Consider the following 15,655-nt stretch of genomic DNA (forward strand, 5'->3'; position numbering starts at 1 on the left):
ATCGATGGCGATCCGCCGATTCGGGTCGATCGCCGCTTCCCAGGAGGATCCGTGCCGCACTCCCCCGCCGGCAGTCCCGTGCCCCGTCGTCGACTCGGCGCGCACGGTCCCGAGGTGCCCGTGCTGGGCCTCGGCTCGTGGAACACCTGGGACAGGATGAGCATGTCGGACGCCGTCGCGTTGATCCGCGACGCACTCGCACACGGGGTCGAACTCTTCGACGTGGCGCACTACGACATGGGTCCGCACGCGGAGAACGCGCGCACCGACCTGATCTTCGGGCAGGCGATCCGCGAGGCGGGCGTGGCCCGCGAGGACTACCTGCTGTGCGGCAAGTTGTGGTTGTGGGAGTACCCGAAAAAGGGCTTCGCCGAGCAACTGGTCGTCTCACTCGACCGGATCGGCACCGACCGGGCCGACCTGGTCGTGGTCGGCGACTTCTTCGGCGAGTTGGACGTCCCGGCCGTGGTCGGCGACGTCGCCGAGCAGATCGCGGCCGGCCGGTTCACCGCGTGGGGCGTCAACAACTGGTCCGCCCGGGACGTGTGGCGGGCCCGGCGCTTCGCCGCCGAACAGGGGCTGACGCCGCCGACCTTCGCCCAGCTCAAGTACAGCCCGGCCCGACGCACGGTGCCCGAGGGCGAACCCTTCGCCGAACTGTTCGCCGACGGCCTGGCCATGCAGGCGTCCGACGTGCTGGAGGGCGGCATCCTGGCCGGCAACCTGCACCCGCACCGCAAGATCGGCGCCGACCCCGGCAACATCCGCGACCGCATCCGCGACGCCCACCCCCTGGTCGCCCGCGTCGCCGCCGAGTTCGACGCCACACCCGCCCAGGTGTGCATCGCCTTCTGCCTGGCCAACCCCACGGTCGCCACGGTCCTCTTCGGTGCCAGCCGGCTCAGCCAATGGCACGACAACCTCAAGGCCCTGAAACTGCTCACCCGGCACGGCTCGGCCCTTCGCACCGCCCTGTCCGCCGCATGGTCCGACCGCGACACGGCGGACCCAGCCGGCTCGGGGGCCTGAATCCCGGCCCGACCGGCGTTCGAGGCCACCCTTCGGCCCGGCCGACGCTTGGGCCGACCCGCCCCGGCCGGAGGCCACACGCCGAGGGGGCGGCCACTCGACCGAGCGCCCGCCCCCCACCAAGCCGAATCCCCTCAAGGACCCGAAGGGTCCACCGCACCACCGTCCGCGAAAAACGGCACCAGCCGCGCCCGCAACGCACTGGCCCCGACCCGATCGAGCAGCCGCAACCCGCCGATGTTGTCCACCAGTTGCTCCCGCCGCGTCGCGCCGAACAACACACTCGCGGTGGCCGGATGCGACAGCGCGAACGCGATGCACACCTGCGCGGCACTCGCGTCGAGTTCGGCCGCCACCGCCGCAAGCCCGGGCGCCGACGCGATGATGCGCTCCCGCACCCCACCCGGGTCCCGCCCGATCTCCCGCGTCGGCGCGACCTTGCCGGCCAGGATGCCGCCCTCCAACACGTCCGACGCCTGCATCGACAACCCTGCCGAGAACAACTCGGCAAACGGCGCACCGTCCGCGATCGCCCGCCGGCACGGGCTGTACTTCAGCTGGGCGACCTGCGGCCCGGGCGACCCCGCCGCCAACGCATGCGCCCGAATCGTGGTGATCGCCTGCGCCGACCAGTTGTTCACACCCCAGTGCCCGATCAACCCGCCCTTCTCCAACTCCGCCATGTCACTGGCGAGTTGCTCCAGGTCCACATCCTTGCTCCGGATGTCGCCCAGGATCGCCAGATCCGCGTACTCGGTCCCGGCCCGGAACATCGCCCGCTCCACCTGCTCGCGCAACGACTGGGCCGGATAGCCCTCCAGCCACACCTTGGTCGACAACAGGTACTCCTCCCGCGCCAACCCCGCCGCCCGCACGATCGCCGAGAACAGCACGTCGGTGAACACCGGCTTCTGTCCCGCAATCCCGTACACCGCGACGTCGAAGAGGTTGATCCCGGCCTCGACCGCGCACGTGACCAGGTCGACCGCGTCGTGGAAGTCCATCCGGTCGTAGGTGTGCCACGAGCCCAGGGACAGCGCGGACACGGACGGACCCTCGACCCCCAACCGGAGTCGCGGAACGGCGTTGCTGTCGATGTCACCCATCGAAGGTCCTCTCGGCATTGACTACTTCGGCATTGGCTACCTCGGCATCGGCCACCGCACCCGCACCCGGGCCCGACGCCGGCAAAACGATGTGCAAGCTCACGGAAGCCACGGGTGCACGACGGCCTTGACCTGCTCCTGTCGACCCATCGCCGCCAGCGCCTCGCTCGCCCCGGACAGCCCGACCGGCTCGGCGAACAGCCGGTCCCAGTCGAAGCGTTGCCGGAAGTCGCGGAGGAACTCGACGGCCCGGTGGTAGTCGCCCACATCACCGTTGAGCGAGCCGACGACATTGAGTTCCTTACCCATCACGGTCCCCAGCGGCAACCGCTCCGGAGTGGGTCCGGTACTCCCGACGATCACGAACGTGCCGCCGAACGCCGCGAGTTCGACCGCCTCCGCGCCGACCCCGGGGGCCCCGGCCAGATCCAGGACCAGGTCCGCGCCGCGCCCGCGGGTGGCGGCCAGTACCTCCTCGCGTCGGCCGTCCGGGTCGCCGTCCAGGCCGATGACGACGTCCGCGCCGAACTCCCGGGCCAGTTCCAATCGGCCCGCCGGCCCGCCGATGGTGACCACCGTCCGCGCGCCGCTCGCCTTGGCCATCGCACCGGCCACCAGGCCCAATGCCCCGGCGCCCTGCACCACCACCTCGGCGCCGGGCCGTATCCCGCCCGCCCGGTCGAAGGCGTGCAGCACGGTCTTGACCGCACACCCCGCACACGCGGCCCACGTGTCGGGCACGTCGTCGGGCACGAGCACCTTCTCCGCGCGCGGGCCGACGTAGGCGAACTCGGCCAACCCGGCCGTGGCATAGGGCCATCGGTCCGAGCGTTGGCGGAAGCCGTAGCCCCGGTCCACGCACCCCACCGGCCGCCGCAGCACCGTGCAGGCGTAACACGTGCCGCACGTCGACTCGGACCAGCCGATGCGATCGCCGACCCGCAGCGTGCGGCCCAGCGCGTCGATGGCGCCCACACCCACTGCCTCGACCGTACCGGTCATCTCGTGGCCGAGCACCATCGGCAACATGCCGGGAAAACTCATCGCGCCGCGCCACAGGTGCACGTCGGTGGCGCACAGCGTGGCGCAGCCGATCCGGACCAACACGGCGCCCGGCTCGCACCGTTCGGGCAGTGCGATGTCCTCCAGGGTGAGTGGCCGGTCGTGCGCGCGCAGCACGGCGGCGCGGGTGGAGCCGTCCGGGGCGGGGCGGGTTCCCATGATCATCTGCGAACTCCGGTTCGTTGTCATCGACTGTGCGCGGTGTCCCACACCTCGTGCCGGCTGCGCCACCACAGCAGCACCAGGATCACCAGGAACGGGATCACGCCGCGGTACTCGCGCACCGACTCCATCGCGGCGGACATGCCTTCGAGGCAGCCGAGCAGCAGCCCGCCGGCCAGGGTCAGCGGCAGGTTGCGGAACCCGCCGACCATGGCCACGGCGAGCGCGGTGACGATCAGCTTGCCCAGGGTGGAGAAGTCGCCGCCCAGGCGCGGCGCGACCAGGATGATCACCAGCGCGGTGAGCGCGCCGATCGCCACCCACACCGCGGTGGCCAGGCGCGGCGCGGAGATGCCCACCACCTGTGCGGTGCCCGGCCGTTCGGACAGTGCCTGCAGCCGCAGTCCCACCAGGGTCTTGCGCAACATCAGTTCGACGCCGACGGTGATCACCACCGCGAAGGCGATGGAGACCAGCACGGCTTGCGAGACCACCACGTCGCCGATCCGGAACAGCGCCCCGTCGAAGGGCGCCGGGAAACGGCGCGCGCCGGTCGAGGTGGCGCCGAACAGGCGCAGCCCCACCGCCATCACCGCGACGTAGACGGCCACCGTGACGGCGGCCTTGGTGCGTTCGTTGTGCTCCCCGAACCAGCGGATCAGCACCGCGCCCAGGATGCCGGACAGGGCCGCGCTGACCGCGACTCCGAGCAGCAGCGCGGGCCATACGTTCAGGCCGTCGTCGGTCAGGGACACCATGGTAAAGGCGCCCATCGCGCCGACCGCCGCCATCGCGAAGTTCACCACGGCCACCAGCCGGTAGGTCAACACCACGCACAAGCCCAGCAGCGCGTAGCCCCCACCGCTGCTCAGGCCCGCGATCACCGAGTTCAACATGCTTTTCGAGCACCTCCTGCTCCGGGGCGCCGGCCGCGCCGACCGCGTGCGCGGTCGGCGGCGGTCGGGCCGGGGTGGATCGGTCGCACCCTGCCGGGCTACTTCCTGCCGGGCACGATGAAGCCCTCGGGCAGCACCTGCCACTTGCCGTCGACGGCCTTGACGAAGCGGCTGCCCTGGACCGGGTTGTGCTTGTCGTCGGGGCCGAACACCCAGGGCGAGCCCACCATCGGATAGTCGATCGGGGTCATCTTCTTGAACGCCTCGGTGACCGTCTTGCGGGTGATGTCGCCCTTGATGCCCTTGAGCACCTGGACGAACACGTCGGCGGACATCACCGCGCCCTGGCTGAACGCGGTGCGCTGGATGCCGTGCTTGTCCATCAGCTGCGCCCAGCGTCCGTTGCCGGGCAGCGTCACGTCGGTGTACGGCTGCCATTCGGTGCCGACGTACGCCTTCATGCCCGCGGGCACCAGCTTGGCGTTCGCGTCGGTGTAGCTGTTGGCGCCCATGATGAAGTCGACGTTCTGCATGCCCTGGGTCTGCGCCTGGGCGAACCAGGGGCCGACCTGCGCGTTGTAGAGCACGGCCTGGCAGCCCGCCTGTTTGGCGGCGATCAGGTGCGGCGTGGGGTCGCCCTCGCCGACCGCGGTGTCCTTGGCGGCGAGTTGTTTGCCGGTGAGGTCGCTCCACTCCTTGATCGCGTCGCTGATCCCGCCGCCGCTGCCGGGCAGGGTGGTGTAGTAGAGGCAGACCTTGTCGTGGTGCAGCGTCTCCGAGGCGTAGTAGAGCATCGCGGTGAGCAGCTTGAACGGGCCCGGGTTGACCGGCGCGATGTCGGGGCTGTTGAAGCACGCGGGATCGACGCCGACCGCCGGGATGGAGACGATCCTCGCGGTCTTGTACGCGGCGCGGTTGACGCCGCAGTCGACCGCGCTGGAGGAGCCGACCAGGGCCACCACGCCCTTGGACTGCACCAGTTCCACCTCGTTCTCGGTGGATCGTTGCGGGTTCATCGCGTCGTCCTTGCTGATCAACTCGATCTTGCGGCCGTTGATCCCGCCGGCCGCGTTGACCTCGTCGAAGACGGCCTTGACCGCCTGCGGAACCTCCGGGGTCTGGAACAGTCCGGTGATTCCGTTGATCGAGCCGACCTTGATGGCGCCGCTGGTGGAGCCGCCGTCGCTGCCGTCACCGGCGCACGAGGTCGCGGCCAGGGCGAGCGCGGCCAGGGCGATGGCCGGCCGGCTCACGAGGGAACGCTTCATGGGGAACGTCCTTGTCATGGTGGATCGGTACGCGGTCGATCCGATCGAAGGCATGCCGGGGGAACCCGGGTCGGCGCGGAGGCACGCGCGACGCGGGGGCGGTGCGGATGGGTCGGGCCCGCTCGGGCGCTCAGCCGGTGGGGGTGACGATCGCGGTCGGGGGGACCGCGCCGTCGGGGGTTTCGGCGCCGCCGAGGTAGGCGGCGGACACCGCCGGGTCGCGCAGCACGTCCTCGGTGCGGCCGGAGGCGATCACCTTGCCGAAGTCCAGGACGGTGACCTCGCGGCAGGCCACGCGCACCAGTTCCATGTCGTGTTCGACCAACAGGACGGCCACTCCGTAGCGTTCGGGCACCTGGGCGAGTCGAGCCCCCAGGCGCAGCGATTCGGCGGCGGATTGGCCGGCGGCGGGTTCGTCGAGCAGGGCGACCGCCGGTCGGGCGGCGATCGCGGCGGCCACGTCGAGCAGTCGGCGGGTGCCGGCGTCGATGATCGAGATGGGCAGATCCCCCACCGGGCAGCCGAAGAACTCCAGGAGTTCGTCGGCCTCGGCCCGCGCCAGGCGCCGGCCCGCGCCGATGTCGAGGTACTCGTACTGGGTCAACTCGGGGGCGATCAGGGTGGTTTGGAAGGTGCGGCGCAGTCCCCTGGCCGCGCGGACCTGCGGGGCCAGGCGGTCGATGGGGGTGCCGTCCAGGCGGACCGAGCCGGGGGTGCGGCCGAGGAAGCCGCCGACGGCGGAGATGAAGGTGGACTTGCCCGCGCCGTTGGGGCCGATCAGGCCGACCACGGTGCCGGCGGGCACGGTCAGGTCGACCGCGTCCAGGGCGGTGACCGGGCCGTACCGCACGGTCAGTCCGGTGACTGCCAGGGCCGGTTCGGTGCCCGCGGGTCGGGCGGGGGCGCCGACGGTGCGCTCGGCCGGCGGGCCGGCGTCGGCACGTTCGCGGTCGTCGCCGGCGGTGCCGTCGGCGACCTTGCGGGCCTTGGCCACGCGTTTGCGGTTGCGGGTGAAGTCGGTCTGGCTCATGCCGCTGCGCAGCGCGAAGATCGGCACGATGCCGAAGATGATCCCGCCCAGGTCCTGCGGCAGTTTCACCTTCTCCAGGAGGGTGGCCATGGCGGCCCCGAACACCCCGCTCATCAGGGCGCCTTCGGGGTGGTGCGGACCGATCAGGATGGCGATCGCGAACAGGGTGACGGACTGGCCCATGGCGAAGTTGCCGGAGACCACCAGCCCGAGTTGGCCGGCCATCAGGCCGCCGCCGATGCCGGCGATGAACGCGCTGATGGCGAAGGCGGCGAGTTTGCTGCGGGCCGGCGAGATGCCGTGCGAGGCGGCGAGCCGTTCGGAGTGCCGCAGTTCGAGCCAGGAGCGGCCGAGCCGGGTCCGGTCCAGTGCGGCCAGGCCGAGGGCGATCACGGTGAAGACGATGACGACCAGGACGAAGTAGTCGGCGTTGCTCGTGAACGCGGCGGGTCGGGCCACCGTCTTGAGTTCCTCGGTGCCCGGGAACTGTTTGGCGCCCAGCACGATGTCGGTGGACACCGCCGCGCCGAAGGTGATCACGGCCAGGTTGACGCCGCGAACACGCAGTGCGGGCAGGCCGATCAGCACTCCCACGGGGGCGGCGGCCAGGCCGCCGAGGATCAGCCATACGAGTAGGCCGCCGGGGGCGTCGGCGAGGTTGAGCCGCATCACCACCCAGGCGCCGATGGCGGCGAAGGAGAGTTGGCACAGCGACATCACACCGGCGCGGCCGACGATCACGCCGTAGCTCTGCATGATCACGGCGCCGATCACGCTGGTGATGGCGAGGTAGAGCCAGTAGGGCGAGAGGATGTTGGGGATCGCCAGGCAGGCCACGATCGCGAAGGCGATCATGCCGGCCGCGGAGCGCTTGTCGATCAGGTCCATGACGGTGGATTTCGTGCCGGCGGGTGTGTTGGTGGCGGGCTTCATCGGCTGCCACCGCCGATCCGGGCGGGCTCGGCCGCGGAACCGGGCGGTTCGGTGGGGTGCGCCGTGGCGCCGAAGTAGTAGGAGTGCAGGAGTTCGGGTTTGCCGCGCAGTTCCGCGCAGGGTCCGTCGTGCACGATGCGGCCCTTGCGCAGCACGTAGGCGTGGGTGCCGACGCCGAGCGCGAGGTTGGCGAACTGTTCGATGAGCAGGACGGCCAGTCCCTCGTCGGCGAGTTCGCGGACCACGCGCATCAGCCGGTGGACCACCATGGGGGCCAGTCCGAGCGACATCTCGTCGACGAGCACCACCTTGGGATCGGTGACCAGGGCGCGGCCGAGTACGAGCATCTGCTGTTCGCCGCCGGAGAGGTGGCCGGCCTGGAGCGTGCGGCGGCGGGCCAGTTCGGGGAACAGCCGGTAGACGGCGTCCGGGTCGCCGGCGCCGGCGCGGGCCACGAGCAGGTTCTGTTCGACGGTGAGGGTGCGGAAGATGGTGCGGGCCTGTTCGACGTAGCCGACGCCGGCCCGGGCGCGCTTGTGCACGGGCAGCTTCCGAATCGAGCGGCCGTCGAGTTCGATGCTGCCGGCCGTGGTGCGCACCAGGCCGGCGATGCCGTCCATCAGGGTGGTCTTGCCCGCGCCGTTGGCGCCCAGGAGCACCGTTACCGCGCCGGCGGCCACATCCAGCGAGACGTCGTGCACGACCGGGATCTCGTCCCGGGCGATGGCCACGCCGCGCAGCCGCAGCACGGCCGCGGTGCCCGCCTCGCGCACCGGGCCGGCCGGGCTCGCGGCGCTCGTGGCGCTCACCCCGCTCTCCCGGCGAATGCGTCCCGCAGTGCCCCGACGACCAGTTCGTGGGCGCGGGCGGCGTCGGTGAGGTCGGTGGCGAGCAGCCCGAAGAAGCCGTGGATGAGCCCGTCGAAGCGCACCGTCCGGGCCGGGGTGCCGGCCGCGTTCAACGCCTTCGCGTAATCCTCGCCTTCGTCGCGGAGCACGTCGTACTCGGCGCCCAGGACCAGCGCCGGCGCCAACCCGGACAGGTCGTCCGCGCGGCTGGGCAGCAGGTAGGGATCGGCCAAATCGGCGGCGTCGCGCGGGTATTGGGTGAAGAACCAGTCCATGCTCGCCTTGGACAGGAAGTAGCCGTCGGCGAAGTCCCGGTAGGAGGACCGTCCGTCGTCGGGATGTGCGACCACGGGCGACACGAGCACCTGGAGTGCGATCGGCGGACCGCCCAGGTCGCGGCTCTTGAGCGCGACCACGGCGGCCAGGTTGCCGCCCGCGCTCTCCCCGCCGACCGCGATCCGCCCGCCGTCCACCGCCCACATGTCGCCGTGTTCGTGCAGCCACCCGACCACGGCGTAGCAGTCGTCGGCGGCGGCCGGGTAGGGGTTCTCCGGCGCGAGGCGATAGTCGACCGAGACCACCGCGGTCTCGGCGCCGGCGCACACGACGCGGCAGGCGTACTCGTTCTCGTCGAGACAACCGATGGTCCAGCCGCCGCCGTGGAACCAGACCAGGACCGGGAACGGCCCGGTCCCCTCGGGGGTGTACAGGCGGACCGGGATGTCGCCGGCGGGTCCGGGGATCGTGGTGTCGCGTACCGATCCCACGCCGGGCAGTCGGTCCGGCATCGACCAGGCGAGGGCGAAGCCGTCCCGCATGGCCTGGGCGTCCGACGCGAGGGGGGCGGGTTCGCCGTCGCACCCGACGGTATCGGCGCCGATCCGAGTGCGCTCGATGATCTTTTGGGCTTCCGGATGCAGGGGCACCGTTGCCTCCCAATCGACTCGCAAATCGTATCTGATTGCGTGTACGGTATGGGCTTCCGGAGGGCCTGTCCAGATCCCAGGAGGAAATAAAGTGCGCGACCGCGAATCGCCGAACACCACCCGCCCGGCGGACCTGGTCCTCACCGGAGGCCGCATCCACACCTTCGACGCCCGGGGCCGGATCGCGCGCACGATCGCCGTCACCGGCGGCCGGATCACCCACCTCGGCGGCGACGCCGACCCGGCTCCGCCGATCGGCCCCGACACGCGGGTGATCCCCCTGCACGGCGGCGCGGTCCTGCCCGGGATCAACGACTCCCACCTGCACGGCGTCTGGCTCGGCGCGATGTGGCCGCACCTGCTGATGGACCGACTGAGCGGCGGCGGACAGGCGGGGCCGCAGGACGCGCCCGCCGGGGCACCCGCCCTGCGCACGACCGCCGACCGCCGCGCCGCGATCCTGCGCACCCACGACCTGTTGGCCTCGCTCGGCGTGACCAGCTACACCGAACCGGGCCTGGGCCCGGGCGAGGACGCCGGCGAGACCGGCTGCTTCGGCTCCGCCGCACTCACCGACTACGCCGCGTTGGCCGCGCGGGGTCGGCTCACCGCACGGGTGACCGCACTCCTGCTCTTCGGCGAACTGGACGGTCCCGGCTCGGCGGACGCGTTCGCCGCCGGGCTGCGCGAGTTCGCCCCGCCGGCCGAGGTGCCGGGCTGGTTCCGGGTGGCCGGGGTGAAGATCTTCGCGGACGGCATCCCGCCGATGCGCAGCGCCTGGGTGTGCGAGCCCTACCCGGACGGGTCACACGGTTCGCTGCTGATCGACGGCGACTCGGCCGGGCAGCGCCGGGACCGGTTGACCGGGATGATCCACGCCGCGCACGCCGCCGGGCACCAGATCGGCGTGCACTCCACCGGCGACCGCACCTCGGCCGCGGTGGTCGCCGCACTGCGCGCCGCGCTCGACCGCGACCCGCGCCCGGCCGCCCGGCACTACCTCATCCACGGCGACCTGCTGCGTCCGAACACGCTGGCCGAGATGGCCGCGGCCGGCATCGGCCTGAACACCCAACCGGGCATCGCGGTGGCCACCCGGCACATGCTCCACGACACGCTGAGCCCCGACGCCCTCGCCCGGATGTGTCCCACCCGCGAGGCCCTCGACGCCGGCATCGAAGTGTGCCTGAGCTCGGACTCCCCCGTCCTGACCCCCGATTGGCGCCGCGGCGTGGTCGCCGCCGTGACCCGCACCGGCCTCGACGGCACCGTGTGCGGTCCCGAGCAGCGGCTGGCCCTGCGCGAGGCCCTGCGCGCCTACACCACCACACCCGCCCGCCAGGACGGCGCCGAATCCTGGAAGGGCTCCCTCGAACCCGGCAAGGCGGCCGACCTGTGCGTACTGGCGGCCGACCCCTTCGACACCGAGGTCACCGCGCTCCCCGACATCCCGATCACGCACACCGTCGTCAACGGCCGGGTGGTGTACGAGAAGCCCTGACGCACCCGACCGCAAGCGAGGGTACGCACCGGCGTCCCGTCGGCCCCCGGTCACCCCCGGCCACGCTCGCGGCGGCTGCGCGCTCAGGGCAGCCGCGAGGACCGCGAGGCCGAACCCGCCTGCCAGGTCGCGTCCGTGCGGTTCGAACCTCGGCCCAGGCCGATCGCCACCACGGCCCCGATCAGGCCCAGCACGATCAGGACGATGCCGGCGAGCACGGCCAGCACCTTGGTGCTCGACACCGGGGCCGCGATCAGCACGATGCCGGCGACGACGTCCACGATGCCGAAGAACACCACCCAACCTCGGCCGGGCAGTCCGCCGGTGGCCGCCGCGCCCGCCAGTTCGGCGATGCCGCGGACGAGCCAGCCGATACCGATCCAGACGGCCAGCACGGTGACCGAGCGCGAGCCGCCGCCCAGGCACAGGATGCCCAGCACCACCGACAGCAGACCGCTGACGATCAGCACCGCCCGCATGCCACCCGAGAACAGCGCACCCGCACTCAGCGCGAGTTGCATCAGGCCGCTGACCAGCAGGTACAACCCGAACAGCACGGCAACCACGCGCACCGTCTGGGTCGGCCAGGCCAGCACCACCGCGCCGAGGACCACCGAGGCGAGCGCGAGCACGAGCAGTACGCGCGACACCCCCGCTGATCCCGCCGACCGGTTCCCGAGGCCACGAGAGATCGGAGACATGTTTCCTCCCGGTGATCGACGCCCGCGCCCACCCCGATTCGGCGAGCCACCCGCATCCACTCCCGTCCACCGTCGCACGCAGGCCACGAGTACGCCTCCGCGTCGGGACCGCGTCGGCGATCCGCAGGACGTGCCCATCGGCCGCGGGGTTCGGCGAACCCCGACCCCACCCTGACCCTCGACTCGACCTTCACCGTTGGGGCCGAGCCCTGGATTCCGGGACCGGGCTCCCTGATCCTCCCGAGCCCCTGGCCTCCCTGGCCCCCCTGGCCTCGGAAGCGAGCCGGCGCCGACACCTGCCCGCGGGTCCGGGCAGCGCGCCCTCACGGCGCCGGCGGATGCGACAAGTGGCAGGAGGCGCAGGTGTACCTGGGTGCCGCCTGGGGCAGCCGGCGGGCGGTCCGGGCCCATTCGCGCACCAGCGAATCGAACACCGGTGTGGCACCCACCCCGAACGGCCACATCCGCCGCGGCGCCCCGGGGGCACACCCGTACGATCCCGCACCCGGTCCGTGCGGGCGCGGCACCGTCGAACTCGGCTCGTCGTTCATGCCTCCTTGATAGGTCCGGAACGCGGACCGTTCGGGCCATCGGCGTGCGTTCCACCCGATCGGATGACACCCGCGCCCCGATCGGGTGGATCCGCAGACCGGCCCGGGAACACCGGCCGGGTCCCACCCCCTCCCGCCGGCGTGCGCGCTCAACTCCAGGTCGCGCCCGCGGGCTCCTGGATCGTGGTGTTGATGCGGTTGAAGAAGTTCGTGACCGAGATCATCAGGATGATCGCGGCAAGTTGCCGCTCGTCGAAGTGGTCGGCCGCCTCGTCCCACAGGGCGTCCGACACCGCCTGCCCGGAATGGTCCGCCAGCCGCGTCGACGCCTCGGTCAGCGCCAACGCGGCCCGCTCGGCGTCGGTGAAGAACGGCGCCTCCCGCCAGGCGGCCACCGCGTGCAGCCGCTCGTCGCTCTCGCCGGCCTTCTTCGCGCTGGTCACACCGGCGAATACGCAGGCGCCGCAGCCGTTGATCTGGCTGGCACGCAGGTGCACCAGCTCCAGGATCTGCGGCTCGACGCCGCCCGCGTACATCGCCTTGTAGATGTTCTGGATCCCCTTCATCGCGTCGGGCAGCACCATCGCGGGGTTCTTCATCCGTGCGGTCATGACGTCTCCTCCAGTGCGTGGGCGAACCGGTCGGCGGTGCCGTTCCGGTCCTGCGGCGTCCTACACAGCACTGACGGAGCAACCCGTGAACATGTGACGGGGAGCGGAAGGAATTTTCGACCGTGCTCGTCAGCCGAGGACTTTGACCGCCTGGTAGTACGTCCAGGCAGTGCCGTTGCACGTGGCGCGGGTCACCGCGCCGTACTGGGCACACACGCGCTTGAGGTCCTCGTACAGGGCGCTGTCCAGCCGCGACTTGTTGGCCGGAAACGCCCCTGCCGCCTTGTAGTTGCGGTATCCGAAGTCGTGCCGGGCACAGGAGGTCTGGAACGGGAAGCCGAACGGGTTGTCGGGCGAGCCGGAGCAGTAGTCGGTGGACCAGTCGAAGCCGTAGGCGGACCACGAACCCTGGTTCTGCCGCGCCGAATACCAGGCGTTGTAGCTGGCGGCGCTCGTCTGGGTCCAACCGGACAACACTTGGGGCTTGTCCGCGGGTGCGGCCTGGGCCGGCGCGGTCGCGCCGACTCCGGCGGCGACCGCCATCGCGGTGGTGGCAAGGATTGTGGTCAGCCGACGCATCGAATACCTCCAGGATGCCGGCGCTCCCTGTAGGGGATGCCGGGAGCAGGGGTGAGCAGCCGAACTCCGCCCCTCGAACTCCCGTGCCGCGGACCGGTGAAGCGGGTTCGCGGCGCGGGACGACGAAAGGCGGAACCCATCCCACCGGATGCAACGGCCGCCCGTCCATGCCTCGCCGCCATCGCGTACAGGAATTCAGCCGCCGAACCCCTCCCGTTCGCCACGATCCCCATCGGCGACAGGTCGGGGATGCGCACGCGGACCACCCGATCCCGGCGACGCGGCCCCTGTGGCCCCGGGCGGGGCGCCCGAGGTGTCCGGTCGGCCGGACACCCGCGTCCGCCGCCGCGCCCCTCTCCTGCTCGACCATCGCCCGGCGCAGCGCGGCGGCCGTCTCGTCGGCCTGCCGCTGGGACACGGCGGCGGTGATGACGGCCTGCGAGCCGTGGAACGGGCCCGCCCACTGGCGCAGTTCGACCGAGCCGCCGGCTTCGAGCAGACGCGGCGCGTACGAGATGCCTTCGTCGCGGACCGGGTCGAGTTCGGCCGTGGCGACGTGGGCGGACGGCAGGTCGGACAGGTGCGCGGCGCGGGCCGGAGCCGCGTGGGCCGAGGGGGTGGAGGAGCCGGGGTAGTGCCGCCAGGCGGCGACGTCGGCCCGGTCCATCCGCGGCGTGTCGGTGAACTCCCGGGCCGAGACCGTCTCCATCCGGTCGTCGAGCACGGGCGGGTTCAGCAGTCGGAACCGGATCCGTGGACCTTGTTCGTCGCGCGCCCGCAGGGTGACCACCGCCGCGATGCCCCCGCCCGAACTGGTGCCGCCGATCGCGATGTGCTTGGCGTCGGTGCCCGGTTCGGCGGCGTGCGCCGGACACGACGGGGCGAGTCTGCCCCGCACCGGCCTCGTTTGATAGATTCCGCGACACGCGATCATGCGTGCTGCCACCGCGACCAGGGAGGTTGATGAATATGGCCCGCGCCGGGCTTCATCGCCATGCCCTTGTCCGGGTCGCGCGCACGTAGCACAACGTCGCAGCCGGCCCGGTCGTCTCGAACGACCTGGAGTCTTGCGTGTCTTCCTCTACCTTTCCCACCGCCACGGACCTGACCACCGAGCACCTCGTGCTGCGGCCGTGGTCCGCCGACGACATCGCCGCCGTACTCGCCGACGTGCGGTCGACGCACTGGGCGGCCGACTTCCCCGCCGAAGGCGATCGTGTCATCGCCGGTGTCATCGCCGAACAATCCGACGAGCCGGCGGCGTCCGGACACCGTCTGATCATCGAGCGGGAGACCGGCCTCGTGATCGGCAGCATCGGCATGATGTGGCCGCCGAGCGAGGGTGCCGTGGAAATCGGCTACGGCGTCGTCGCCTCGCGGCGCGGCCGAGGCTACGCCACCGAGGCCACCCGCGCCCTGGTCGCACACGCCCTGACCCTCCCGCAGGTGCAGGTCGTCTACGCCGACGTGGAGTTGGCGAACCCGGCCTCGATCCGAGTCCTGGAGAAGGCCGGACTGCGACGCCGGAGCATCGACGCAACCACGGCGCGCTTCGGCGCCGAGACGGCGAACCCGAGCCCGCACCGGCCGTAACCCGCCGGGGCCGGCGGAGGCTTGCCCTCCGCCGGCCCGTGCGGGCGGCTTCCCACCGGACACATCCTGGCTAGTGCTGTTCCGCCAGCCACTGGTCGAAGGTGGTCGGGGCGATGCGTGCGCCCTCGGCCGGCAGCAGGACCTCGCCGGCCATGGTCGGGCCGAACAGGGACGACCACGTCGGTACCAGCTTCACCGCGTGGCCGCGCGCCTCGTTCGTGCGCCGGGCCATGTCCACCAGGTCCTGGGTCTCGGGGCCGGCCACGTCGACGTACCTATCCTGCGGCTCACCCGTCGCGATGTCGGCGAGCACGTCGGCCACGTCCGCGGGGGCGATCGGCTGGACCAGCAGCGGCGCGATCGGGGCGACGCCGTCCTGCTCGGTCCAACTCGCCACCATCGCGGCGAAGTCGTGGAACTGCGTCACCGGGACGATCGTCCATGGCACCGCGCCCTCGGCAACCAGGCGCTCCTGCTCGCGCTTGCCGGCGTAGTGCGCGTTGCCCTCGACCCGGTCGATGCCCACGATCGACAGCAGCACGTGGTGCCGGACCCCGGCGCGCTCCTCGGCGGCCAGCAGGTTCCGCGTGGTGGTGCCGAAGTACGCCACCGTCTCGTCCCGGTCGGTCGCCGGTCCGTTGGTCGCGTCCACCACGGCCTCGACGCCGGCCAGCGCTTCGTCGAGGCCGTCGCCGTCGACCAGGTCCACGCCGAGCGAACGGCTGATCCGCACCACGTCGTGGCCGTCCCGCTCCAGCGCCGCGACGGTGAGTGCGCCGATGTTTCCGGTCGCGCCGGCGATTGCGATCCGCATGATGATCTCTCTCTTTCTCTCGCTGCCCCGCAGACGCTATCACGG

At 71.8% G+C, this 15,655-nt stretch carries 14 protein-coding genes and 1 pseudogene; 3 read left to right on the forward strand and 12 right to left on the reverse strand.

The window, feature by feature from the left end; translation table 11 throughout:
* Positions 1–51: 51 nt before the first annotated feature.
* Positions 52–1,029, forward strand: coding sequence for an aldo/keto reductase (locus ACZOOI_RS34310; protein WP_465283459.1), 978 nt, complete (start codon positions 52–54; stop codon positions 1,027–1,029).
* A 134-nt stretch (positions 1,030–1,163) separates the two neighbouring features.
* Here the strand turns inward: ACZOOI_RS34310 and ACZOOI_RS34315 are convergent, their stop codons facing one another.
* The 7 genes from ACZOOI_RS34315 to ACZOOI_RS34345 all read right to left on the reverse strand — a co-directional run bounded on the left by ACZOOI_RS34315 (position 1,164) and on the right by ACZOOI_RS34345 (position 9,260).
* The gene (locus ACZOOI_RS34315) at positions 1,164–2,135 is read right to left on the reverse strand and encodes an aldo/keto reductase (protein WP_465283460.1); all 972 of its coding nucleotides are present in this window, start codon (positions 2,133–2,135) and stop codon (positions 1,164–1,166) included.
* 99 nt (positions 2,136–2,234) lie between these two features.
* On the reverse strand, positions 2,235–3,362 hold the full coding sequence (locus ACZOOI_RS34320) for a zinc-binding dehydrogenase (RefSeq protein ID WP_465283461.1): 1,128 nt from the start codon (positions 3,360–3,362) through the stop codon (positions 2,235–2,237).
* Between the two features lie 20 nt (positions 3,363–3,382).
* Positions 3,383–4,255: a branched-chain amino acid ABC transporter permease gene (locus ACZOOI_RS34325; protein WP_465283462.1), complete on the reverse strand. Its 873-nt coding sequence runs from the start codon at positions 4,253–4,255 to the stop codon at positions 3,383–3,385.
* Positions 4,256–4,353: 98 nt separating this feature from the next.
* Positions 4,354–5,523 carry an ABC transporter substrate-binding protein gene (locus tag ACZOOI_RS34330; RefSeq protein ID WP_465283463.1) on the reverse strand — a complete coding sequence of 390 codons (1,170 nt, stop codon included), beginning with the start codon at positions 5,521–5,523 and terminating at the stop codon, positions 4,354–4,356.
* Positions 5,524–5,653: 130 nt separating this feature from the next.
* Entirely contained in the window at positions 5,654–7,486 is a 1,833-nt protein-coding gene (locus ACZOOI_RS34335) for a branched-chain amino acid ABC transporter ATP-binding protein/permease (RefSeq protein ID WP_465283464.1), read from the reverse strand.
* On the reverse strand, positions 7,483–8,295 hold the full coding sequence (locus ACZOOI_RS34340) for an ABC transporter ATP-binding protein (RefSeq protein WP_465283465.1): 813 nt from the start codon (positions 8,293–8,295) through the stop codon (positions 7,483–7,485). The genes ACZOOI_RS34335 and ACZOOI_RS34340 overlap by 4 nt, the downstream gene beginning before the upstream one ends.
* Complete coding sequence (locus ACZOOI_RS34345) at positions 8,292–9,260, reverse strand: alpha/beta hydrolase (protein ID WP_465283466.1); 969 nt, start codon at positions 9,258–9,260, stop codon at positions 8,292–8,294. Before ACZOOI_RS34345 ends, ACZOOI_RS34340 begins: the two co-directional genes overlap by 4 nt.
* Positions 9,261–9,351: 91 nt before the next feature.
* On the opposite strand from ACZOOI_RS34345, the gene ACZOOI_RS34350 reads away from it, so the two are divergent.
* Positions 9,352–10,761 carry an amidohydrolase gene (locus ACZOOI_RS34350; protein ID WP_465283467.1) on the forward strand — a complete coding sequence of 470 codons (1,410 nt, stop codon included), beginning with the start codon at positions 9,352–9,354 and terminating at the stop codon, positions 10,759–10,761.
* A gap of 83 nt (positions 10,762–10,844) precedes the next feature.
* On the opposite strand, the gene ACZOOI_RS34355 is transcribed toward ACZOOI_RS34350, so the two are convergent.
* From ACZOOI_RS34355 to ACZOOI_RS34370, 4 genes and pseudogenes are all read right to left on the reverse strand, one after another.
* Positions 10,845–11,411 carry an HdeD family acid-resistance protein gene (locus ACZOOI_RS34355; RefSeq protein ID WP_465283468.1) on the reverse strand — a complete coding sequence of 189 codons (567 nt, stop codon included), beginning with the start codon at positions 11,409–11,411 and terminating at the stop codon, positions 10,845–10,847.
* Positions 11,412–12,162: 751 nt separating this feature from the next.
* On the reverse strand, positions 12,163–12,624 hold the full coding sequence (locus tag ACZOOI_RS34360) for a carboxymuconolactone decarboxylase family protein (RefSeq protein ID WP_465283469.1): 462 nt from the start codon (positions 12,622–12,624) through the stop codon (positions 12,163–12,165).
* A 129-nt stretch (positions 12,625–12,753) separates the two neighbouring features.
* Positions 12,754–13,203, reverse strand: a complete 450-nt coding sequence (locus ACZOOI_RS34365) for a phospholipase (RefSeq protein ID WP_465283470.1) — start codon at positions 13,201–13,203, stop codon at positions 12,754–12,756.
* A gap of 454 nt (positions 13,204–13,657) precedes the next feature.
* Positions 13,658–14,137 (reverse strand): annotated as a pseudogene (locus ACZOOI_RS34370) (alpha/beta hydrolase fold domain-containing protein); the annotation flags it as partial.
* A gap of 137 nt (positions 14,138–14,274) precedes the next feature.
* Here ACZOOI_RS34370 and ACZOOI_RS34375 point away from each other — a divergent pair.
* Entirely contained in the window at positions 14,275–14,796 is a 522-nt protein-coding gene (locus tag ACZOOI_RS34375; protein WP_465283471.1) for a GNAT family N-acetyltransferase, read from the forward strand.
* A 70-nt stretch (positions 14,797–14,866) separates the two neighbouring features.
* Here the strand turns inward: ACZOOI_RS34375 and ACZOOI_RS34380 are convergent, their stop codons facing one another.
* Complete coding sequence (locus ACZOOI_RS34380) at positions 14,867–15,610, reverse strand: SDR family oxidoreductase (protein WP_465283472.1); 744 nt, start codon at positions 15,608–15,610, stop codon at positions 14,867–14,869.
* Between the last annotated feature and the right edge of the window lie 45 nt (positions 15,611–15,655).

Source organism: Embleya sp. L77 (assembly GCF_055557415.1).